General features: G+C 52.1%; 17 protein-coding genes. 6 read left to right on the forward strand and 11 right to left on the reverse strand.

From position 1 onward, the window contains the following. Positions 1-324: a hypothetical protein gene (locus EHT87_RS23950; RefSeq protein ID WP_124909198.1), complete on the forward strand. Its 324-nt coding sequence runs from the start codon at positions 1-3 to the stop codon at positions 322-324. Here EHT87_RS23950 and EHT87_RS23955 read toward each other — a convergent pair. Then, positions 298-1,356 (reverse strand): 3-hydroxyacyl-CoA dehydrogenase family protein, encoded by a 1,059-nt coding sequence (locus EHT87_RS23955; RefSeq protein WP_124909199.1) that lies wholly within the window; start codon positions 1,354-1,356, stop codon positions 298-300. The two genes, EHT87_RS23950 and EHT87_RS23955, sit on opposite strands and share 27 nt — an antisense overlap. A gap of 228 nt (positions 1,357-1,584) precedes the next feature. Between EHT87_RS23955 and EHT87_RS23960 the strand changes: the two genes are divergently transcribed. After that, a complete protein-coding gene (locus EHT87_RS23960) occupies positions 1,585-2,544 on the forward strand; it encodes an MBL fold metallo-hydrolase (protein ID WP_124909200.1) in 960 nt (319 codons plus the stop codon). Positions 2,545-2,585: 41 nt separating this feature from the next. Beyond that, positions 2,586-3,113, forward strand: a complete 528-nt coding sequence (locus EHT87_RS23965) for a hypothetical protein (protein WP_124909201.1) — start codon at positions 2,586-2,588, stop codon at positions 3,111-3,113. A gap of 9 nt (positions 3,114-3,122) precedes the next feature. Here the strand turns inward: EHT87_RS23965 and EHT87_RS23970 are convergent, their stop codons facing one another. Both EHT87_RS23970 and EHT87_RS23975 read right to left on the reverse strand, forming a co-directional pair. Continuing rightward, positions 3,123-3,683 (reverse strand): GNAT family N-acetyltransferase, encoded by a 561-nt coding sequence (locus tag EHT87_RS23970; protein ID WP_124909202.1) that lies wholly within the window; start codon positions 3,681-3,683, stop codon positions 3,123-3,125. 23 nt (positions 3,684-3,706) lie between these two features. Beyond that, positions 3,707-5,605: an AAA domain-containing protein gene (locus EHT87_RS23975; protein ID WP_124909203.1), complete on the reverse strand. Its 1,899-nt coding sequence runs from the start codon at positions 5,603-5,605 to the stop codon at positions 3,707-3,709. Between the two features lie 180 nt (positions 5,606-5,785). Here EHT87_RS23975 and EHT87_RS23980 point away from each other — a divergent pair, with 180 nt between their 5' ends. Then, entirely contained in the window at positions 5,786-6,421 is a 636-nt protein-coding gene (locus tag EHT87_RS23980) for a hypothetical protein (protein WP_124909204.1), read from the forward strand. Here EHT87_RS23980 and EHT87_RS23985 read toward each other — a convergent pair. The 4 genes from EHT87_RS23985 to EHT87_RS31535 form a co-directional block, all read right to left on the reverse strand. After that, on the reverse strand, positions 6,416-7,936 hold the full coding sequence (locus EHT87_RS23985; RefSeq protein ID WP_124909205.1) for a GH3 family acyl-acid amido synthetase: 1,521 nt from the start codon (positions 7,934-7,936) through the stop codon (positions 6,416-6,418). The two genes, EHT87_RS23980 and EHT87_RS23985, sit on opposite strands and share 6 nt — an antisense overlap. A gap of 72 nt (positions 7,937-8,008) precedes the next feature. Then, positions 8,009-8,632 (reverse strand): DUF421 domain-containing protein, encoded by a 624-nt coding sequence (locus EHT87_RS23990; RefSeq protein ID WP_229321314.1) that lies wholly within the window; start codon positions 8,630-8,632, stop codon positions 8,009-8,011. Between the two features lie 508 nt (positions 8,633-9,140). Next, positions 9,141-9,896, reverse strand: a complete 756-nt coding sequence (locus EHT87_RS23995; protein WP_124909206.1) for a leucine-rich repeat domain-containing protein — start codon at positions 9,894-9,896, stop codon at positions 9,141-9,143. A gap of 13 nt (positions 9,897-9,909) precedes the next feature. Beyond that, positions 9,910-10,074, reverse strand: a complete 165-nt coding sequence (locus EHT87_RS31535; protein WP_221622073.1) for a hypothetical protein — start codon at positions 10,072-10,074, stop codon at positions 9,910-9,912. A gap of 332 nt (positions 10,075-10,406) precedes the next feature. Here EHT87_RS31535 and EHT87_RS24000 point away from each other — a divergent pair, with 332 nt between their 5' ends. After that, complete coding sequence (locus tag EHT87_RS24000) at positions 10,407-12,302, forward strand: YgiQ family radical SAM protein (protein WP_124909207.1); 1,896 nt, start codon at positions 10,407-10,409, stop codon at positions 12,300-12,302. A gap of 106 nt (positions 12,303-12,408) precedes the next feature. On the opposite strand, the gene EHT87_RS24005 is transcribed toward EHT87_RS24000, so the two are convergent. From EHT87_RS24005 to EHT87_RS24020, 4 genes are read right to left on the reverse strand one after another with little or no spacing between them, the layout of a single operon-like run. Next, entirely contained in the window at positions 12,409-14,307 is a 1,899-nt protein-coding gene (locus tag EHT87_RS24005) for a CocE/NonD family hydrolase (protein ID WP_124909208.1), read from the reverse strand. Positions 14,308-14,324: 17 nt separating this feature from the next. Beyond that, positions 14,325-15,953 carry an alpha/beta hydrolase-fold protein gene (locus EHT87_RS24010; protein ID WP_124909209.1) on the reverse strand — a complete coding sequence of 543 codons (1,629 nt, stop codon included), beginning with the start codon at positions 15,951-15,953 and terminating at the stop codon, positions 14,325-14,327. Positions 15,954-15,975: 22 nt separating this feature from the next. Beyond that, positions 15,976-17,358: a RagB/SusD family nutrient uptake outer membrane protein gene (locus EHT87_RS24015; protein ID WP_124909210.1), complete on the reverse strand. Its 1,383-nt coding sequence runs from the start codon at positions 17,356-17,358 to the stop codon at positions 15,976-15,978. A gap of 55 nt (positions 17,359-17,413) precedes the next feature. Continuing rightward, positions 17,414-20,443 carry a SusC/RagA family TonB-linked outer membrane protein gene (locus tag EHT87_RS24020; RefSeq protein WP_124909211.1) on the reverse strand — a complete coding sequence of 1,010 codons (3,030 nt, stop codon included), beginning with the start codon at positions 20,441-20,443 and terminating at the stop codon, positions 17,414-17,416. A 580-nt stretch (positions 20,444-21,023) separates the two neighbouring features. On the opposite strand from EHT87_RS24020, the gene EHT87_RS24025 reads away from it, so the two are divergent. Beyond that, on the forward strand, positions 21,024-23,378 hold the full coding sequence (locus EHT87_RS24025; protein WP_124909212.1) for a beta-N-acetylhexosaminidase: 2,355 nt from the start codon (positions 21,024-21,026) through the stop codon (positions 23,376-23,378). Position 23,379 lies beyond the last annotated feature (1 nt).

The raw sequence follows: 23,379 nt of genomic DNA on the forward strand, positions 1-23,379 counted from the left end.
ATGAAAGACTATATCGTTGTCCACTACGACGGCAACAGTACGAACCTGACTTACACCGATAGTGAACAAGATGCCCGCGCTTATCTGGCAGCCTTAATTACTACAAATCAAGTAGGTAAGAATGATACTTTGTCAATAGTTCGGGTTTGTGACGATTACCTGGTTTATTTCAAACGCCGGAATAACTCGCTCAAAACCGTGTTGGGAAAAAATGCCCAAACCTCGGTTAGCTGGAGTGAATTCTGGTTCGGGTCCGCCCAGGAATTACTTAAAAACCTGTATAAAAAATTAACCACTTTAGGGGTTGCGTCCGGTAGTCGGTAGGGGCGTTTCGTCGCCCTCGCTGGCCTGAAGTGCCAGTTTCTTTTTCACTACATCGACCGGATATTTCAGCGCCAGACGGCGAATATCGTAGCTGAATTCTTCAAACGTTTCACGCCATAAACGTGCTTCCTCCGGTGTATAGTCATAAAAGCCATTCGCATTTAAAACGCCTTTTCCGCCGTTTTTGACCACATCATCGATCAATTTCGGCACTTCGGTGCCCGTACTCAGGGTCGGAAATAAATCCTTCATAACGGCATGATAAGCCGGTACGCCGGTCAGGTCCATCCACCGGAAAATACCGACTAAGGTCATCCAGTATCCGGCATTGTTGCGGCAGGCACGATCCACATCATCGATGGAAGCGTAGCCATTTTCTACCAGATAAAAAGCTTCCCGATACAGCGCGTACATCAGCCGGTTGGTAATAAATCCCCGAATATCTTTGCGCACCAGCGTCGGCTCTTTGGCCCAGTGGTGCGCCAGGTTATAGAGCCATTCGGCCTGCTGGTGGTCGCTGGCGTCTCCGCAGATAATTTCCAGAAACCGGGTTGTGTGCGACGGTTCGGACCAGTGCAAACCCAGAAACCGGTCCGGGCGGCTCGTTTCCTGCTGCAGAACGCTGATCGGAATGGCCGACGTGTTGCTGGTAATCACCGTGTCGTTGGCAACAGCTCCCTCAATTTTCTGGTAAACGTCTTTCTTGATGGCCAGGTTTTCGAGCGTACATTCAATCACCAGCCGGGCGTCTTTTAACTCTCCGTAGTTTTCGGTAATGATCAGATTCTGAAGGTAAAAGGCTGGTTTTTCGGAACATATCCCTTCTTCAAATGATTTTCGGAGGTGTTCACGGACGCGGGGTTCGGCGGTTTCCATGTCGGACGGAATCGGGGCCACGGCCACCACCGGATGGCCCGCCATTAACAGACAGGTGGTAATGCTGCATCCCATGAGTCCCAAACCCACAATCCCCACCGTGACTTCGGCCGGGTTGGTAGTAACGCTATTCTGGCGGTTTTTTTCAGTTTCCATTGCTAATTTCATTCGGATTAGTCTGGAAGCAGAAAGGAAACAGCGGGTTAGATTATACTAGCGTCAGGCGGGCGGTTTACCAAATTTGGCTGTTTTAAATCCTTCATTCTCATGCAGTACTAAACCGGAGCGGCCAAACCAGCGGCTTTTCCGCGCCTGCCCTGGAGCGGCTGAAGTCTTGAATTGGTCGTTGAAAACCCGTAGTTTTAGCGGATAACCCGCTGCTCCATGTCGGTCCGAATTCTACTGTTCTTCTTTTTTCTGCCCGTGTGGTCCGGTGCTTTCGCCCAGAAACCGGCCACGTCAACGTTTAAGATCCTACCGTTGGGCGTCAAAGGCGGTATTGACGAAAGTAATCTTTCGGCGTATCTGCTGGCTCCGCAGGGAACGGATCAGTACATCTGCCTCGATGCGGGGACACTCCACGCCGGGATCGAAAAAGCGGTTCAGAAACACGTATTCAGCGTTAGTTCCGAAACGGTTCTGAAAGACTACATCAAAGCCTACCTGATCAGTCACGCCCATCTGGATCATCTGGCGGGGTTAATTATCAATTCGACGGAAGATGCGCGAAAGCCGATTTACGGGATGACGGCTTGTATCGACGTGCTGAAAAAGAATTATTTTAACTGGAAAAGCTGGCCGAATCTGGCCAACGAGGGCGATCAACCGGCTCTGGGTAAATACCGGTATACGGTGCTTTCGCCGGGAAATGAAACCCCGATTGAAGCAACCGGTATGCGGGTGCGAACCTTTCCGTTAAGTCACGGAAATTCCTACCAAAGTGCCGCTTTTCTGATCAATAGTGGAGATTCGTATATGCTGTATCTGGGTGATACCGGACCGGATTTAATTGAAAAATCGACGTATTTATCCCAGCTCTGGCAGGCGGTTTATCCGCTGATTCAATCGAAAAAACTCAAAGGGATTCTGATCGAAGTATCGTATCCCAATGAACAGCCTGATAACCAGCTTTATGGGCATTTAACACCCAACTGGTTGATGCATGAAATGGCAAATCTGGGTAAATTAACCGGCGAAAATATACTGAATGAATTTCCGGTTGTCATTACGCATATAAAACCGGCGGGTAAAAACGAAGAGCGCATTAAACAACAACTTCGTGAAGTAAATACCTTAAAACTGAAACTGATCTTCCCTGAACAGGGAACGCTGCTGGAATTTTAACGAACGCGGTATCATCTCGCATCTATTTCCTGCTATAACGCATGTTTCCACTCTGGTCGATTTTTTTATTCGCATTTCTGGCAGTTTTAGGGGCCACATTGCTCATTAAAAGCATTGGCAAATTAATTGCAGTTTATAACACCGGAACCAGAATCGAATGGTCGGCTCAACTACCTGAGTTTGATTTCGCGTTAAAAGATCCCGGCGCGTACGAGATTGCAGTGAAACGTCCTTCCAGTACCGGTATAATTCCGACCGGTATTCCATTTCAATTGTCTGATTTATCAGGTGGAAAAACCGTTCCGGTTCGTGCATTTGTCAACTTATTATCGCAGCGGAAAGATATGTCGGGAAACCGGATTGTTCCAATTGCCGAATTTGCGATTGAGCAGCCCGGAAATTACCGGATAACCCATCCGGCTATGGAGCGATTTAAAGCGAATGACAAGCTGATTGTGATGCCGAAAACCGGTTCCAAGGGCTTCCTGATGATTTTTGCAGTTCTGTTTTCGGCGTTTCTTTTTATTGGTGGACTGGTGTTGTTTCTTCTTTCTGTTATAAAGAAATAACTACTTGATTTATAGAAGCTTGTTCTTGCTGATCGGGTCGAATTCTGTTTCGAGAATGGAATAAAAATAGGCGTCGGTCCAGGTGCCCCGTAGGGGCAGGATTTTTCGTTTCCGTCCTTCCCGCGTCATACCCGCTTTTTCCAACACCCTGATCGACGCCCGATTTTCGACGGCACAACCGGCTTCAATCCGGTGCAGTTGGAGGTGTAAAAACCCGTATCTTATCAGCTCATTCAACGCTTCACTGGTGTATCCTTGCCGCCAATAAGCCGGATGGGTTTTGTACCAGACTTCGGCAATGCTGTAGTTTGGTTTGCCTAAAGTTAGAGCGATCAGCCCGATAAAATCACCGGTTATGAGCCGATAAATACCCAGAATAAAAGACGTTCGGGGAACCACTTTTTTTACCGCAAGCCATCCATTTAATAAAGATTCGGTGGTTTCGATATTGTCGGGAATACCTAGCGTATTGAACTCGTCGACCTCCGGTTGCGAATGAAGTTCGTGAATTTTTTCTAAATCGGAACGGGTTAGTTCTTTAAGTACAAGACGATCGGTTTTGAGTTCCATGGGTTGAGGTCAATTGGTCAGTATCACAGCCACTCCCAGGCGCTCTGATACGCATCAAGCTTCTCGGAATACGTAATAAAGTCGGCGTAAAAAGGCAGACTCGCCAGGGTCGCACTGTCACCCACAATGACTAATTTCTTCCGCGCCCGCGTCATGGCGACGTTCATCCGGCGAATGTCCGACAAAAAACCGATCTCACCATCGGCATTGCTGCGGGTCATGGAAATATAAACAATATCACGCTCCTGCCCCTGAAAACTGTCGATCGTATTGACCGCAATTTTAGGAAGATAAGGCTGTAAATCCGGGATGTGGGCCAACTGCTCGTTGAGAACCGCCAGTTGCTGTTTATACGGTGAAATAATCGCAATGGTCGGAAAGTTTTGCGGGGTATAAAATGGGCTTAACCCGCTCACAAATTGGGTTAAATGCTTCAGTAACAAGGCGGCTTCTTCCGGGTTGGTGGAACTGGTTCCGTCCAGCTTTTCATCAAAACCGCATCCTGCCGTATCGATAAACTGCACCGCCCTGTCGCCCGGAAACAGCGAATGGGCCGCCACCGATGGGTGGGCTTTGAGAAGATTGGCATAAAATACCTGCGACGAATAACCCATGATGTGCTCATGCATGCGGTATTGCTCCTCCAGAACGCTCACGGCTTCGGGATGCAGGGCGACGCATTTTTCCAGCAAGGTGGTATTCAGCCCCTTGCGGGCGGCTTCGTTCGATTTGACGGTGGGCGACAATTGGCAATGGTCACCGGCCAAAACCACCTTTTGGGCTTTCAGAATGGGAATCCAGCAGGCCGGTTCCAGCGCCTGCCCGGCTTCGTCGATAACCACGGTATGAAACCTGAGGTTTCGAATCATGTACTGATTGGAACCTACCAGCGTCGCCGTGACGACCTGCGCTTTGTTGATCAAATCGTCGATGATGTACTGCTCCGTATTCGCAACGTCTTTCATAATCCGGTGGGCCTCGTCAAACAGCGCTTTCCGTTGGTCCCGCTCGGCTTTGCCAAAATTCCGCTTGTACTTATGAGCCATATTTTTGAACTCATTCGCCTGCTTTTTTAACTTTTTAGCTTCTTTCATCAGGCTGTGCTCCGCCATTTTGTGATCCAGCGTGAGCGCCATCAACCGATCCGATACCCGAGCCGGATTGCCCACCCGCAGCACATTCAGCCCTTGCCCGTGCAGTTTTTCACTCAATAAATCAACCGCCGTATTGCTGGGGGCAACGACCAGAATCTTCTGATTATCCTGTTTCAGCAGAACTTTGATGGCCTGCACCAGCGTGGTGGTTTTGCCGGTTCCGGGCGGGCCGTGGACGATCGCCAGTTCGTTGGCCTCCCGTATTTTTTCGACCGCCCGGTTCTGACTTTCATTCAGTTGCGGAATCGATAGCGGGGGGAGCCCGGTGTGAAACGTGGGCGAAGACAGGCCGGTCAGGATGCTTACCAGGCGGTTTTGCGGATTCCCGCTCAGCGTGTTGGCCAGTTTGAGGGCGTCCTGCATTTCATCGTAGCTTTTGTCGTCAAAAAGCAGTTCGACGCCCAGTTTTCCATCGCGCGACCAGTCGGGCAGTTCATCGACGAGCAGCGTGATTTTGAGCCGGTTGCCACTCTGGTAAGAAACCGTACCTTCTACCCGGTCGTTTTTCGGATCGTGGTTGCTGAAAAATACGGCCGGCATGCCCGACCGGAATTGATGGGCTATATCCTGGTGCGTGGTCCGTTCCACTTCGACCGTTAGGTAATCGCCCCGACTCATTTCCGAACCGCGGATGGCGATGGGATACCAGGTCAGGCCGTTGGCCCGGCGTTCGGCCACGGACGTGCTTTCGGTCAGTCGGCGGTATTGATTGCGGTCTTCTTCGCGTTCAATCGTAAGGACGTCAAGAAGATTTTTGAAGTAATCCATTCACAAAGGTAGCGGTTATTCGATCGACCTGAAAACGGACAAACCCGGTCCGGTGCGGGGGCGGGGGTGAATCGGCAGCCGTAAACCGCTTCGCGGCTTCCTTGAAAAGTCAAAACCAATCGCCGGCAAACGCGTTATTCATACACCCGGTTTTACCCATGGGTTTTCATTCGCTGAAGTATGCTGACATCCGGAATCACTGCGCAGAATCGGGAAATCACGCCCGAACTGGCCGAGTTCAGAATGAACAAAACGATCCCTGCGGTTATTGAAAAAAATGTGCTTGTCGCCTTGTCGTTCTACCCGGAATTGAAAAATACCGCCATCCGGTTTGTCTTTAAACAGCGGATCAAGTCGTCGGTGATGCAGGCCCAGCCGGTTTTTCGGTCTCTGATAAACCGGCGGAGCGCCCGGTCTTACCGGATTTACATCAGCGCCATGTTTAAATTGACGCATACGGCCATTCCCATCCACCAGATTCCTGATGCCATCATGATTGGGTGGATCGGCCACGAACTGGGGCATATTATGGATTATGAAAACCGAAGCAATTTGGGACTGATAGGCTTTGGGCTTTCCTATGTGCTGTCGGCGGGGTACATAAAAAAAGTAGAGCGAATTGCCGACGCCTACGCCGTGAGTCACGGGCTCGGTAGCTACCTGGTTGAAACCAAGCAGTTTATCCTCAACCACGCCGAGCTGCCGCAGGCCTACAAAGACAAAATTGCCCGTTTATACGTTTCCCCGGCGGAAATTGTGGAACAGGTGAAAAAGCAGGAAGAGGAGAAGCTGGAAAAGCAAAAAAAGGAATTATGAGAGTCCGCTGACGTACTGTTCAAACTCCAGAAAATCGTCTTCCTTCATCACCCTCGGAATCTTCGTCTGGCCGCCTAGTTTTTTATACTCCTCGCTCCAGCGGTAGAATTTTTCGACCGGAATCACCTCGGCTTCAACGCCTTTTAAGGATTTACTCCGGGCCACTTTATAATTCTTGTTGGCGTCGCACAACTCGCTGTCCAGCAAAGCGGCAAACGCCTGATCATCGATGGTGCGGTTTGAACCAATAAACCATTTGTTGATGTATTCGCCGTTTTTCCGGATGGCAGCAACCACAAATTCCTTGATCTCGATGTCGAACCGGTTCTGCATTTTCTGCATCGCCTGGTTCATCTGGAAAACCGACAGCTGTTCGCCCACCACATTCAGGAAATGCTTCGTCCGACCGGTAATTTTTATTTCTGACCGCGGCTTGTCCGTCAGCATAACCGTGTCGCCGATCATATAGCGCCAGGCTCCCGAAACGGTCGAAATCAGCAGCACATACTCGGTGTTCTCTTCTGCTTTTTCCAGCGTCAGAACTTCCGCGTCCGGTTTCACCCGCCCGTCTTCGTCCAGGTTGGCATCCGAAAAAGGGACAAACTCAAAGAAAATTCCATTGTCCAGAATCAACGCCAGCGACGACGTGTCGGGCCTTTTCTGCGTTGCCAAGTAGCCTTCCGAAGTAAGGTACGTGTCGATGTAGGTCAGCGGTCTGGCCAGTAACTTTTCGAAACTTTTGCGGTAGGGTTCAAAAGCCACACCACCCGTTGTGTAGACCTGCAGGTTGGGCCAGATGTCGTGAATGGTGTTGAGCCGGTTGTAGGAAATGACTTCTTTGAGCATCATTTCAACCCACGACGGAATACCGCTCAGACTCCCGATGTCCCAGCCCGGTGCTTCCTGAGCAATTTTTCGCACTTTTTCGTCCCAGTTCGTAATCGAAGCAATTTCCACCCCCGGTTTATAAAATGCCCGGAACCAGGCCGGAATATTCGCGGCACTAATCCCGCTGATTTCGCCCTCCTGGTGGTCGTCCTTTTCGATCAGACTGACGCTGCTGCCGAGCATCATAATCTGCTTCTCGAAAAAGTCGGCAGGCAGGTCGAAGTTTTTAAGGCTCATAACCTGTTGCATTCCCGACTTCCGGATCGTATCGAGCATATCGTCCGTCACCGGTATCGATTTACTGTTGCTGGTGGTTCCACTGCTCAACGCAAAATACTGCTGACCTCCCGGCCAGGTAACATTCTGGTGGCCTTCCAGCAAGTAATGCCACCAGTCGTCGTACATTTTGTCATAATCATGCACCGGAACCGCCTGCTGGAAAGCGTCGATGCAATCGGCGCTGTTCAGGATTTCGCTAAAGCGGTATTTTTTGCCAAAGGCAGTCAGTTTTGCTTTGTCCAGCAGATTCTGTAATACGGTGAGCTGCGCTTTTGCCGGATCGGGTTCCGACGTGATAAAGCCATATACATCAATCGCTTTTCTGATAAATTCGCCAATAACTGCCATGGAATCTTTAAAGATTAAACTATCAGCTTAACCTGATTTGGCGGGCTTTGTTCGCAGAAATAAACCGTTCGCTTATCCATTCTCTACCGCGGCCGTCCAGTGCTTGTTGCCACAGTTGCTGCAGATCGCTCCCTGACGAGCCGCCGGATTGGGATTACCGCAGTTGGCACAGACCAGCCGATTGGGAACGGTTTTTTGCCGACTCCGGAATTGGGTGTCCCATTCGGGGAGTACCGACAGCCCCGGACTTGGATCGGGATTTTCGACGAGCGAGAACGAGCCGTTCGCTTCCAAATAAAGCCGCTTCACCGACCCCAGGTGGTACAGACCTTCTGACCGGAGCTGTGCCAGCACCCGCTCCCGCGTTACCCGGCAGTGCAGCATGGTATCGAGCTTCATCACCGAATTTTCCACCAGGATGTCGAGTTCATCTTCAAACAGGGCTTCGGCCTTTTCATTTTTGCTCGCCAGTCTCGAAATAATTCGCTCACCGGCCACGATTACAAAAGCAGAGATGAGCGCTGGCAGCAGACCCCGGTCGGGTGCCATGATGGGAATACCGATCGAAGCCGCCAGGGCCACCATGGCCACCATTTCCGTCCGGCTTAATTGCGAGGCCATGCGTTTTCCCATCAACCGCATGGCCGTATGCGGGCTTTTCAAATGGAACGCAGCCGTAAAAAAACGACCTGACAAGTAGCCAGGTCGTTTCCGTCTATTCCCACCGTACTTATTCAGGCTGTTTATTGACAAAACCCGAAGAATTGACAAGAGGACCAACGGGACAAAACTAGTTAGGGAATGGCCCTGGTCGGTTAAAAACAAAGCCCGGATTCAGATGAGACCGGGCTGTTTAGTACTACTCAATCAATCATGTTATACAACCTTCAAACCCCGTATGGGACAGGCCGCTTTTTACTGCCTTGTCTAATGAGGAAACGGTCGGCCAACGCCCCGGCCAAATGCATCACAGGACCTGCGACACCTCGCTGGCAAGGCCGGAATGGCAACCGTATACCGCCGGGTAAAAGCAGGAGCGGGACTTTACAGTTGACTGAACCCGCAAAAAATACCGTTCAAAAAGCGGGAAGAACCTAAAGGGGGGTAGCCCGGAGGGATTTCGTCGTGCTGTTTCGGGCATCGTCGGGCACGATTTTCCCGCTTTCGTCGGTGACGTATTCGTAAATGGAACCCTTGCTGGCAGCTAGGGGAGCGGGTTTCCCGTCAAATCTTTACTAATCAACTGGCTGAATTGCTCGAGACCCTCCGTGGATTTGAGGTGGTTATTCGACGCAAACAGCCACCGGACGTTGGGGCAGCCCCGCAGGGTTCTCAAATCCGCAATCTGATTGTCGGACACGTCGAGCCGGTCGAGCTTGGCCGATTTCAGGTCGCTCAGATCTGATAAACCGCAGTTTTTCAGCAATAAATCGCTCAGGTTGGGAAGCTGCGAAAAGAACGTCAGGTTCCGGATCGGATGATTCGAAAGGTTGAGGGCGGTTACGTGGCCTTTCTGTACGCAAATCCGGAAGCTGCTCGTGCTATCGGCCAGGTGCCAGTGTTCCGTAAAAACCGCATCCTGAAAACCCAGCCCGGCGGCATGCGCAATTTGGGCGACCACCACCTTTTCGGTGGGTTCGAGCGATGAAAAATCGTAGTCGTATTGCCCCGCTGCGGCTTTGCCCCGGCCCGCTTCCATCGAAAATCCGACGGCATAAACGCCCAAACCAAGGGCGCAAAATCCCAGCGACACCAGCGCGGTGAATTTATGGTCGCTAAAGCCTTTAAGTGCCCACCAGGCCGCCAGCACATACAGAAATCCGCAGCCCAAAAACAGCGGAAGACTCAGCGCGTCCGGTAGTTTTTTCAGGAACGAATGGGAGTTGGTTAACCCAACGGTGAAGGAGTAGCCCAGCAAAACCGAAACGGCAAGCGAAAGGAGTAAACTGCGGATAGCCATGGGAAGGAGCCTGCTATTTGAGTTGGACCCGTCTGGACTCGACGTAGCCTTGAATCAGGGTTTGAACGCGGTTGTACGGTTCATTGTACCGGGCTGCCCGGGCGTTGGCGGGAGCGGTTTTTTTCAGGGGTTCCATGGAAGCGGTTTCGGGTTGGGAATAGAGTGGTGAACGAATCAAAACTACACCGTTTGCCGGGTCGCCGGACAACAACACTACGCCGGGCGGTTTTGACTTTATAAATGGTGGGAACGACTCTAAAAACGGTTGTTTTGAAGTGTATGAAGGGCCGGGGAATCCAGATCGGGCGTCGATCGGTTCCTGATTTTTAAAATTGGATCCAAAATCCGGACGCACCTGGTTGGGTTGATAAACGGAGGAAATCGGGCCGAAACGGGCGGGATTGACTTGCTGTAGGAACCGGATGAGCGGAGGGACCATCCGATTTGTTATCGATTAGATTGAATTATTTCGTAAATTCGATGGTTTTCAGTACACTAATTTACGTGCTCATGATTGAAAGACCCCTTACCGACTGGCTGCCTCTGACGATGAAAGAAGTCGAAAAAAGAGGCTGGGATGAAGTTGATATTGTGCTGGTATCGGGGGATGCCTACGTAGACCATCCGGCCTTTGGAACCGCCGTGATTGGCCGGATCATGGAAAGTGAAGGGTTTCGGGTCGCCATTATTGCCCAGCCCAACTGGAAAGACGATCTGCGCGATTTTCGAAAATTTGGCAAACCCAAATACTTTTTTGGCGTTACGGCCGGGTGTATGGACTCTATGGTGAACCACTATACCGCCAACAAACGCCTGCGTTCCAATGACTCCTATACCCCCGGTGGGGAAGCGGGTTTCCGTCCCGATTATGCCACCATCGTTTATACCAAAATTCTGAAAGAGCTGTACCCCGATGTGCCGGTATTGCTCGGTGGCATCGAGGCCTCCCTGCGCCGGGTAACGCATTACGACTATTGGAAGGACAAACTGATGCCTTCCATTCTGGTCGATGCCGGGGCCGATATGCTGGTGTATGGCATGGGGGAGCAACCCCTCCGCGAAATCCTGAAACTGGCGCGGCAGGGTGTTCCGTTTTCGTCGATGCGGAATATCAATCAGGTGGCTTTTCTGCACGATGCCAACACCGAATTACGCGACTACAACGACTGGAGTTCGGTCGAGCTGGCGAGTCATGAGGTGTGTCTGGAAGATAAAATCAAGTACGCGGCCAACTTCAAAATTGTTGAGGTGGAGTCGAACAAGTGGCAGGCCAACCGGATCATTCAACGGGTGGGCGACCAGTTGCTGGTAATCAATCCGCCGTTCAAGACAATGGAAGAGGCTGAAATCGATCAGTCGTTCGATTTGCCGTACACCCGTCTTCCGCACCCGAAATACAAAAAGCGCGGGCCGATTCCGTCCTACGAAATGATCAAGTTTTCGGTCAATATGCACCGGGGCTGTTTTGGCGGGTGTAGTTTTTGTACCATTTCGGCACACCAGGGTAAGTTTGTGGCCTCACGGAGCGAGAAGTCGGTCCTGAAAGAAGTGGACGAAATTACCAAACACCCGGAGTTCAAAGGATACATTTCGGATTTGGGCGGACCGTCGGCCAACATGTACAAGATGAAGGGCAAAGACGAATCGATCTGCGCCCGTTGCCAGAGCCCAAGCTGCATTCACCCGGTGATCTGCTCGAACCTCGATACGTCGCACAAACCGATGACGGAGCTATACCGCAAAGTCGATGCTCATCCGGCCATCAAAAAGGCGTTTGTTGGCTCGGGCGTCCGGTACGATTTGCTGGTCGATGACTTCAATAAAAACAACGCCGACGGCAACCACGACGAATACATGGAGCAACTCGTCACGCGTCATGTGTCGGGCCGGCTGAAGGTTGCTCCCGAGCATACGTCTGACGATACGCTGCGGGTCATGCGCAAACCGTCGTTTAAGTATTTTAAGCTCTTCAAGCAAAAATACGACAGGATTCAGGAAAAGTATAACCTCAAGCAGCCGCTGATTCCGTACTTCATTTCGTCGCATCCCGGCTGTGAGGAGCAGGATATGGCCAACCTGGCGGCCGAAACCAAAGACCTTGGTTTTCAGCTCGAACAGGTGCAGGATTTTACGCCCACGCCCATGACCGTGGCCGAAGTGATCTACTATTCCGGCGTTCATCCGTATACCCTGAAACCGGTCAAAACGGCGAAGACGCGGGACGAAAAGCAGGCCCAGAACCGCTTTTTCTTCTGGTATAAACCCGAATACAAGAATTGGATACGGGATCGCCTGAACAAACTCAATCGCCCGGATTTGATCGAGCGGCTTTTGGGGAACCCCAAAAAGGAGAATACCGGTAAGTCCAGCTATTCAGGCAATTATTCGGGCCGAAAAAAACGATAAGCACTTTTCGCTACTTTCCTCCACCGAAGTGCCCTGCACTTCAACCAAAACAAAGCCGGGCCGTAAGGGAGCATTCCTTTACGGCCCGGCTTTGTTCATCAAATCCTCAGATACTTTTATTCAAAACCCGCACTTTCAGGTGCGACGGGTTTTTGGTGGAGAAGTAAACCCGCTGGGTAGTTTTCTGAAAATCAGCCTCCGTCGCGTCGTAGATGTTCATGAACTTCCCCGGATTGCGGTCGACCAGCGGAAACCACGAGCTCTGCACCTGCACCATCATTTTATGCCCTTTTTTGAACGTGTGGGCCGCATCCTGCATGTCGAACTTCACTTCGGCCACCTCGCCCGGTTTCAGGGGTTCCGGTTTTGAGAAGCTGTTGCGGAACTTGGCCCGCATCACCTCTCCGCGAACCATCAACTGAAAACCGGCCATTTTGGTGGTCGGAATCGGGCTGGTGGCCGTCGTCGTGTCGGGATAGACATCGATCAGTTTGACCACAAAATCGGCGTCGGTGCCGGTCGAGGAAACAAACAGATTCGCCATGACATTGCCGGTAATGGTAACGTCTTCCGTCAACGGTTCCGATTCATACACCATCACATCGGGGCGGGCAGCCGCAAACCGCTGGTCTTCGTACATGAAATCACTGCCCCGGATGATCTGGACGTTGTTGGTATACGGAACCGGTTTTTTGGGGTCGTTTATGTATTCGTCGAAGACCGGTTCGGTTTCTTTCGGCGGCTCAAACGACAGCTTGCCGCTCGTGTGCAGATAAATATTCCGCTCCTGCGACTCTTTGGGTGGCCATTGGCTGTACTGCTTCCATTCGTTGGAACCCGTCAGAAAAATAGACGCATCCGGCAGTTGCGGATCGGGCCCATCTTTCAGGTAATGATTGAAAAACGGAAATTCGATTTTTTCCCGGTAATACGGGGCCGTTTGGGCACCAAAGCGAATGTTGCCCAGGGCTTCGCCGTTGCTGCGTGCCCAGCCGCCGTGAATCCACGGCCCCATCACCAGAATATTTTTCGTTTTCGGATTCTTGCTTTCGATGCCGGCATACGTCTTGAGCGGACCATACAAATCTTCCTGATCGAACCAGCCCCCAACGGTCATCACCGCCGGTTTGATGTTTTTCAGGTGGGGAACGACCGCCCGGCTTTGCCAGTATTCGTCGTACGCATCGTGTACCATCATTTCCTGCCAGAGCGCGTTTTCGCCTTTGAAATACTTCTCGTTCACCTTCGAAAGCGGCCCGACATTCATGTAAAACTTGTAGGAATCCGGCGTGTAATACCCCGTCAAACGCGGTCCGCCCTTGGTGGTTGGAACCGGGCGCGGCTGGCCATACGATGACAGAAAAGCGAAGGTGCCCATCAGGAAAAACGCCCCGTTGTGGTGCCGGTCGTCGCCCATATACCAGTCCGTTACGGGAGCCTGGGGCGAAACCGCCTTGAGGGCGGGGTGGGCGTCGATGGCCGTCATGGTGGTGTAAAAACCGGGGGCCGAAATGCCCCAGGTACCCACTTTACCGTTGTTGTTCGGAATGTTTTTGATCAGCCAGTCGATGGCATCATAGGTGTCCGAGCTTTCGTCCACATCCGTTTTCTTCTTTTTATCGGGATTGTGGGGCTTCACCGCCACAAAATTGCCTTCCGACATCCAGCGTCCGCGAACATCCTGATAAACAAAGATGTAGCCGTCTTTGGCGAACAGCATCGAAGGCCCCAGCGACGTTTTGTACTTGTCTTCACCGTAGGGCGCCACGCTGTAGGGCGTGCGGTCGAACAGAATCGGGTACTTCTGCGAGGTGTTTTTCGGTACATAAATCGACGTGAACAGTTTCACGCCGTCGCGCATCGGCACCATCCGTTCCATCTTGGTGTAATTCTGGACGATGTACAGCGAATCCGCTTTGTTAACGCCCGGCTGCGCAAACAGAGGCTGCCGCAAAGCCGTCCAGACGATCACCAGCAGGAGCGGTATTTTATACGTGGTTTTCATAGAATTGCGTTGGTTGACTAATTGGCTTTCGTCGCACTTTTGGCCGGAGCCATTTTTTTAATGTGGGCATCCATCATCCTGAGCAACTCGCCGTTGGAATAGGGCCGCCAGCTGTGACCACCCCGGTCGCCGTAGGTAATGGAACCGCCGTAGGCCGGATTGGTGGTTTTGCTCAGAAACTCGTCCACTTTATACACCCCAAAGTTAAGGAAGAAATCGTCCATCCGACCAACGATGATGTTCAGTTTGCCCACCAGTTTCGGCCCAACCGTCGCCCAGTTTTTCTCCAGATACTGCCGCAGATCGTAATGTTCTTTCCAGTAAGCGGCCACGGTTGGGTCGATCACCCCGGTTTTTTTGTCGAACAGCGGTTTGAAATACCCGTCGGCACCGACCGGCCCGAAGACCGAACTCCAGATGTCGAGCTGCCCGCCCGACCGGCCTTTGGTTCCGTTGACGAGTTCCATCATATTCCGTTGCTCCGATGTTAGCCGCGGTTCGCCGGTTGCCGGAATGCGGGTGTTCGTGGTGGGCACTTTATACCATTCGTATTCTTTGTAAAACGCATTCTTGTCCTTGTAAATGTCGATGCCTTCCACGTTCCAGAAATCGAGCGGATCGGGCGCAAACGACCAGGTGCCGCCGTAAAACTCAGGGTACCAGACCTGTAGTGCAAACGATTCCCAGCCGCCGGTCGAACCGCCGGTGAGCAAACGGGCGTATCCTTCCCGAATACAACGGAATTTCGTTTCAATCTCCGGAATCAATTCCTCGTGAATGGCATCGCCAAACGGGCCGTTGTTGGCGGAGTTGACCGCGTACGAATCATCGAAATAGGGCGACGGGTGCTGCAACGTGATCGCAATAAACCGGGGACCGTTGTCGGCCGTCCAGTCTTTGTAGAATTCGTTGTTGGGATTTTCGCTAAACCGGAACGGCGGGGCCGTCGAAAAGTGGCCCTGCTGATACACCGTCGGATAAAGCCGACCCGGTTCTTCGTCATATCCTTTTGGCAGCAAAATCGTCGCACCAATGAAAATCGGGTGGCCCCAGAATTTTGTCAGTTTTTTGCTCTGGATTTTGATGTGTTTCACCCATTTGGTATCCGCAGGCACCGAAATGGGCGGAATCACTTTTGTCACTTCCAGCTTAATGGTTTCGCTTTTGGCCGGATCGATGGTGATTTTCTGAACGGCACTGTACACATTTCCCGGCGACCGCGTCCACTGCTGGCCTTCCCACTGGTCCATGTGCATCCAGACCGTATGGCCGTCTGAGCGCTTGAATTCGGTGTATTTATTCAAAACCGCCTGCACAAAATACTCGCCTTTCGGAACATCTTTCAGCGCATTGATCGGATAGCCCAGCGTGGTTCCGTCGATGGTGACGGCTTTGCCCGCGGCCAGTTTCTCAAAATCAGCGCCCCAGAACTGTGTGCCATACCGGCCCACCTGCAAGCGGGGCTCGGTGCTGTCTTTGCGCGAAATGATCAGGAACATCCGGCCTGTGAGCGGAGTCGAGCTGATGGCAGCCGGGTAGGATAACTCGAACTTGAGCTTCGTCTGGGCAAAACCCGCCGACGAGCTTAGGAAGGCCAGCACGACCAGAAACCGCCGAACGACCTGCATGGATTGAAATCGATTCATAGAATGGGTTGGGTTTAGCTATTTATTGTGGATTTTTGGCATCCCACTGTACTTCGGCAAATGGGCGAATCAACTGGTCGTATACCTTGTGGGTTGGCTGATCGTTGGGCAATTGCGCCAACCGGCCGTAGCGACGCATGTCGAACCAGCGGTGGCCTTCGTAAAACAGCGAATACCGGCGCTGGTTCAGCAGCTCATCAATCATCGCATTTTTGTCGTTCACGATCGCCGGTTTAGCGGTCGCCAGGTCTTTCAGCCCGGCCCCCAGCCGAACTTTATCCAGTGCCGTTACGGCATCCGCCAGTTTGCCGGTTTGAATCATCGCTTCGGCATACATCAGGATCAGTTCTTCATTGCGGATAATGGAAATCGGAGCCGTACTGGAGGCATACAACGATACATCATAATCGCCGATCAAGCCATTCAGCGCGCGGGACGAAGTGCGTTTGGTCACTTTTTTCGTCACCCGCGTATCGCCGGCTTCGGCCTGGGTAATGTACAGCGACTGCGGCACCACGGGCGAAGCCGTGGTGTTGAGCTGCTGGAATTGCGGATTGGTTAAATCACCCGAAGTGGTTGAATACGTAAAGTTCGGTCCGGTTGTCAAAGCGCCATTCAGGTCAAAAAACGATTCCGACAATAAACTGAGCAAACCGGTCCAGTCCTGTTGGTACATGGCCGTCCGGGCCGCCAGTGCGCGGTTGAATTTCCGGTAAGTTGTGGGCGTGTTGAATCCAGCATAGCCACTGGTCATCGTAAAACCAAACGCGGTTCCGCCCGCAGCCAGTTGCGTGGCCCCTTCGTCCAGCAGTCGCCGGATTTCTTTCAACCCGTCTTCGTAGGAAACAAACGGCCCCGGTTTCAGCATGTCGCCCGGACTATACAAGTCGGTGTATTTGATCCGCACGCCGTTTTTATACTGCATGTTGAGCATACAGAGCAGGGTGTAGGCATCGACCGTGTTGACGAAACCCCGAATGCCCTGTTTTTCCGCATCCGTCAGCGCGCCCGGAGCGGAGTTTTCGGCCGCAATCCGGAAATACTCCGCCCGTCGCCGGGTTTGGGCAAAATCGCTGTAGTAACCGTTGAACAAGGTCGTTGCGCTAAAACCGCCGTTGGTGGTTCCCAATAGCTCGGTGGTCCAGGTTAGCTCGGTAGAAGCCAGATTGTAGATTTCCCGGCCAATCGACCCTGCCACCAGGACGTAATTGGAACGACCGTTGCGCATGGACGACTGAATACCGATTCCTAACTGATTGATCTGAATGCGAGACGCATTGGTCAGGACCGATTCGAGGGGCGGGTTGTTGGGGTCGACGGTATTTTCGACCTCAAAAAAGCTGCAGGACGGCAAGGCAAAGGCCAGCCCGGCGAGTAAAATCGTATGTTTTAGAGAAAATTTCATAGATGCATAGTTTTTGGAAGAATGAATGCCCGACCTTGAGGGGTTGGGGTAATTCTTAAAAATCAACAGCTAAATGGAAGAAAATCCGTTTGCTGTTTGGGAAAGCGGCATTGTCGACGCTGGCGCCCACCGACTGGTTACCAAAGTTGGAAACTTCCGGATCGTAGCCTTCATACTTGGTGAACGTCAGGAGGTTCTGCGCCGAGGTACCAATCCGAATGTTGGAAACCACATTGGCGAACGCCTTGCCCAGAATCGTTTTCGGAACGGTGTAGTACAACGACACTTCCCGCAAACGCACATAACTCGCGTCCTGAATGAATTCCCGGGCCGTTACGTTGGGGTTCGATGGCAGACGCGCCCGGCCGTTGGGCAGGTTCGTTCCGTACAGATTGTCCACTTTGCTCCAGTCGGTCGTCGTTCCGCCGGTATCTTTTTGCTTGGTCGTCAGGTTGGAGTTGAAGTTCCCCTGGCTGGTATGCAGCAGGAATCCAAAGTCGAAGTGCTGAAATAATTTAAACTGGTTGGAAAACGAAATCTGGTATTTGGGCTGTGCATCTTCATACCGGGTGGCTTGCGCCACGCCCTGGGCATCCGGAACGTTCGGCGATCCATACCAGCGGGTCGGCGATTCGCCCAGCCGCAACTGGTTGCGACCGTAGATGCTGAAGCCGGAACCCACCGTCGTGTTCGGAATTTCCAGCCGAGTGATCTTGCTGCGGTTGAACCAGTATTGCACCGACGACGTCCAGGTGAAATTGGACATCTCGACCGGCACGACGTTTAAGCCCAACTCAACACCCCGGTTTTGCAGGTCGCCAACCGGATAGGCATTGAACTGCGTCACGCCCGTTCCGGATGATAAGGTGTAGGGATTCAGGAGATTAAATACTTTTTTGTCGTAATACGTAGCCTCCAGATTAACCCGGTTTTTGAATAATCCCAGGTCGACACCCCACTCGATTTCCTGCGCCGTTTCGGGCTCGATGGTCGGGTTTCCAACGCTCGTTGGCGTCACCGATCCCAGTTGCCCGTCGATAATGGTCGTTCCCAGCGAGGTGAAGATGTTACCGTAGGCCGGTACGCCCCCGGTTCGGCCAAAAGCCCCGCGAAGTTTCAACTGACTGATGGGCTCATACGACCAGAAACCGAATTTGGCCAGGTTGACCGCTAAGGAGGCCCGTGGAAAACCGTACCATTTCTTGTTGTCGCCGTTCAGGCTCGATTTGTCAAAACGAATACCGACTGTACCAATGATTTTATCCTGATAATTGGCTTCCTGCTGGGCAATCAAACCCACATCCTGCCAGGTCTGCCACGTTTCACTGAAGGTTCTGACGCTGCCGGTATTGGGGTTTTTCTGTTTGGGCAGTAAACCGTCGCCCTGAATCCAGCTAAAATCATTGTCCGTACCGAGCCGTACCGTTCCCACCTGCGAAGTAAGGTCAAGTTTTCCACCCAGCAACTGCCAGTTGTAAATCAGGAAGGCCTGCAGGTTGGTGTTGAAACTCCGGTTTTTGGAATACCGCGAAGCACCGGGGGTGGGGCGGGTGAGCTGCGATTGTAAATCTTCCGGAAAATAGACTTCGGCTTCTGTATTGACGTAATCCAAACCGCCCTGAAAAGCCAGTTTCAAGGTACTGTTGGGTTTTTGCAGAAAGTAAATATTGCTGGTGAACGACTGAATAAACCGGTTGGTCATTTCGTCGTTGATGGTTCGTTCGGCAATGGCAACCGGGCTGTCGCCGGTATAGCGTGAAGCGGGATAAACGCCGTTGACCGGGAAAAGCTGGGCGTAATTCGGTGTGTAAGCCAATGTGTAGCCAATTGAAACGCCCCGGTTGTCGTTTCCGCTGAAACTCCGCTGGGCACCCGTCCGCATAAAATTGGATCCGATCGAGAAATCAATCCATTTCGCCAGTTTGTGATCCACGTTCAGGCGGATGGATTTACGCTGAAAACCGGTGCCTTTCTGAATTCCCGTTTCGTCGTTCAAACCGGCTGCCATGTAAAATTTGGTCTTGTCGTTTCCGCCCGAAACGCTCAGCCGCGTGTTGGTGATTTTTCCGGTATTTCCGTAAATGTATTTTTCGTAATCGTACAGCTTGCCTTCGGCGGTGGCTTTTTGCCACAGGTCAATTTCGGTTTTGCTGCCGCTGCCGACTGTTCCGTTGCCGAAAACATAGTCGAATTTGTTCTGGCCTTCCGGGCCGATGGGGTCGAGGCTAAAGCCTTCGTAGCCCAGCAACCGGATGGCAGACGAAAAGCCGACATCCTGGCCAAAACTCACTTTGGTTTTGCCCGCTTTGCCTTTTTTGGTGGTGATGATGATAACCCCGGCATTGGCGCGTGTTCCGTAAATGGCGGCCGCACTGGGTCCTTTCAGAATTTCCATCGACTCGATGTCGGCGGGATTGATGTCGGAAATGCGGTTAGGAGCCTGGTCCTGGTTGGTCCCCGCCCCGCTGAACGAGCCGGAACCCGCGCCGGTGGCAAACTGGGAGTTGTTGACAAACACGCCATCGATGACATACAACGGTTCCGAACTCCCGTTGATGGACGAAATGCCGCGTAGTTTCACGGAAATCCCTCCGCCGGGTGCTCCGCTGTTCTGCACGATGTTGGCACCGACAATTTTCCCGCTCATGGCCGCATCGAGCGTTACCGGGCGGGTTTTACCAACCAGCTCGTCGGAAGAAATCCGGGTGACGGCGTTGGCCGCGTTGCTTCGTTTGACGCTCGTTGCCAGACCCGACACAATCACTTCGTCGAGGCTCTGGGCGGCTTCCGTCATCGAGATGTTGACGACATTGGAGGAGGCCGATAAGGGGGCTTCCTGCGTTAAAAAGCCGATGTACGAGAAAATCAAGGCTTTCGTGCCGGCAGGAGCCAGGAGCGTATACGTACCGTTGGCATCCGAAACGCTGCCTTTTGAGGAGCCTTTCGCTACGACGTTTACGCCGGGCAGGGGCGAGCCATCGGCTGAACTGGTGATTTTTCCGGAGATCGTTCGGTCCTGAGCCCAGGCTTTTCCAAGCCCGCTTACGACTGTCCAGACGAGCAGCAGTGCATAGATTTGCTTCATTACTGAATAGTTTGGGTTGTGTAAAATGTAAATAATAGCCAATGAATGGGTGGATGTAAGGCACTAGAAAAACGGGTGCTCTCCATCGCAGAGAGACATCAAACGGATTCAGAAGTGGGGAGTATGATGGGCAAGCTAGAAAGTTTGCCAGAGATGGTTTGCGCCTGTAGGTTTTGTAGAAAGCCGGTGTGATCCGGCATTGCAATGATAGGTACTTATTCTATAACTGCAAATTTAATTTTAACAATATTTATAATATCGAAATATAATATAGATTTTTCATGAAAATGTAAAATTTTCAATATGAAATTTCCGGAATTTAGTAGGATGTTTTGCAGGTTTATGAATTTGGCTAAAGCGGTAAAATAAACTAGCGTGTTTCTGAATTTATTCAGTGAATTCTATTGTATAAACCATCGAAGAGGGATCGTTTGTACTCTTCGACGGTTTACGTCTGCGGCAACGGCTTTTAGCCTTTCCATCGTCCACGGAACCCACTTATCAGGGCGATGGGCGAAATAGCAGGAACACGTTCAATTTTGTTTTCCGTATTTTTGATCTTCCAAAACTCAATTTGCTTATGACCGGAACCATCTGCCTCTGGCTGGGTTTGTTGCTTTCCATCTCCGGCTTCAGTCAGGCGGATACGGCGTATGCGGTTATTCCCAGGCCCGCCAAACTCGAAGCCCGCGCCGGTCGATTTAGTTTCACGAATTCGACCGTCGTTCGGACTCCGGCGGCCAATTCTGAACTAAAAACGATTGCCGGAAACTTCATCCGGCAACTCCATACCGCCAGCGGCCTGACGCTCCAACTGCAACCTGAACCGAAAACCGCACCCGCCGGAAATTCACTTTCACTGGTGGTAATCGAAGACGCCAGTTTGGGCACAGAAGGCTACCGGATGGACATAAAACCGACTTCCATCACGATTGAAGCCGCCAAACCAGCCGGTTTTTTTTACGCCGTTCAGTCCCTGTACCAGCTCCTGCCGCCCCGGATTTTTAGCCCAACACCGGTAACCGAACCGGTTGACTGGTCAATTCGGGCCTGCCGAATTGAGGACCAGCCTCGTTATGGCTATCGTGGCTTACACCTCGATGTTGCGCGGCATTTCTTTCCGGTTTCGTTCATCAAAAAATACATCGATCTGCTGGCGCTTCACAAGTTCAACGTCTTTCACTGGCACCTGACCGATGACCAGGGCTGGCGGATCGAGATCAAAAAATACCCGAAACTAACCCAGGTGGGGAGCCGGCGTAAGGAAACCCTGATCGGGCACTATTATGAATCGGATCCGCACCAGTTTGACGGACAACCATACGGTGGCTTCTATACGCAGGAAGAGGTGCGCGAAGTCGTGCAGTATGCGGCCGCCAACTACGTAACGATTATTCCTGAAATAGAAACGCCGGGCCACGCGCTGGCGATTTTGGCCGCTTATCCGGAGTTCGGATGTTCGGATGGACCCTACGAAACTGCCACTAAATGGGGAATTTTCAATGATGTCTTATGTCCGTACGAAAAGACGTTTACCTTTTTGGAGGATGTGCTGACCGAAGTGATGGCCTTGTTTCCCGGACCTTATATTCACATCGGCGGTGACGAATGTCCCAAAATCGCCTGGAAAAAAAGTCCCTATTGTCAGACATTGATCAGGAAACTGAAGCTGCAAAATGAGAACCAGTTGCAAAGCTATTTTACGGCCCGGATCGACAAATGGGTGACTTCGAAAGGCTGGAAAATCATTGGCTGGGACGAAATACTGGATGGGAACAGTCCGGCTATTCGCGTGTCGCCGGGTGCCACCGTCATGAGCTGGCGCGGAATCGGGAAAGGCATTCAGGCCGCCCGGCAAAACCACGATGTGATCATGACCCCCGGTGACTTTATGTACCTGGATCATTACCAGGCCGACCGGTCGCAGGAACCGCTGGCTTTTGGGCGGTTTACGCCCCTGGAAAAAACGTATTCGTATGATCCGACGCCGGAGGATTTGCCCGCCAGCGGTCAAAAACACATCCTTGGCGTTCAGGCGAATGTCTGGACGGAGTACCTGAAAACCGCCGAACAGGTAGAATACATGGTCTGGCCGCGGGCGGCCGCCGTTGCCGAGGTGGTCTGGACACTTCCGGAACAGAAAAACTGGCCGGATTTTACCCACCGGCTTCCGATGCTTTTCAGGCGTCTGGATGCACTTCAGGTGACGTATTCCCGGGCCTATTACGACGTGCGGGCCGAACCCGTCGCCAGACCGGACGGCAGTTTGCAGATCGGGCTTGAAACCCAGGAGCCAACGGCCGAAATTCATTATTCGACCGACGGTTCGGCACCAACGGCGCAATCTCCGCGGTATGACCGGCCTTTTACCCTGACCCGGCCAACTTCCGTCAAAGCCGTAACGGTGAAAAATAGCCGCGTACTGGGCGATGTTCAGGCCTGGGACTTTGCGGTTTCAAAGGCAACCGGTCAAACCATTCACCTGGCAACGGCGGCTACAAAACCAAAAAATGCGGAACCGTCGATTCTGATCGACGGTCGATACGGCACCACCATTGGATACATTGAAGAAATGCAGGGCGTGGCTGGGGTAAAAACCGCTGACCTGAATGCGACGATCGAGCTGGCAGAACCGCAGTCGATTCAGTTGGTGACGATTGGCTTGGTGAAAGCGACGGCTGGCAATATTCTGCTTCCCAAACAGGTTGACGTGGCGGTTTCGGACGACGGTCAGCATTTTCGTCTCGTCAAAACCGTAACGCTGGACCCCACGGAACGCGGTGAAAAGGCAATTATCCGCCATACCCTCACCTTTGAACCGGTGGTGGGGCGGTATGTGCGGATAATTGCCCGAAACGTTGGAAAAGTACCAGCCGGAATGCCCAATGCCGGAAAAGAAGCCTGGGTCGCGGCCGATGAAATTACGATTGAGTAAA

Source organism: Larkinella knui (assembly GCF_003858645.1).
Taxonomy (GTDB): domain Bacteria; phylum Bacteroidota; class Bacteroidia; order Cytophagales; family Spirosomataceae; genus Larkinella; species Larkinella knui.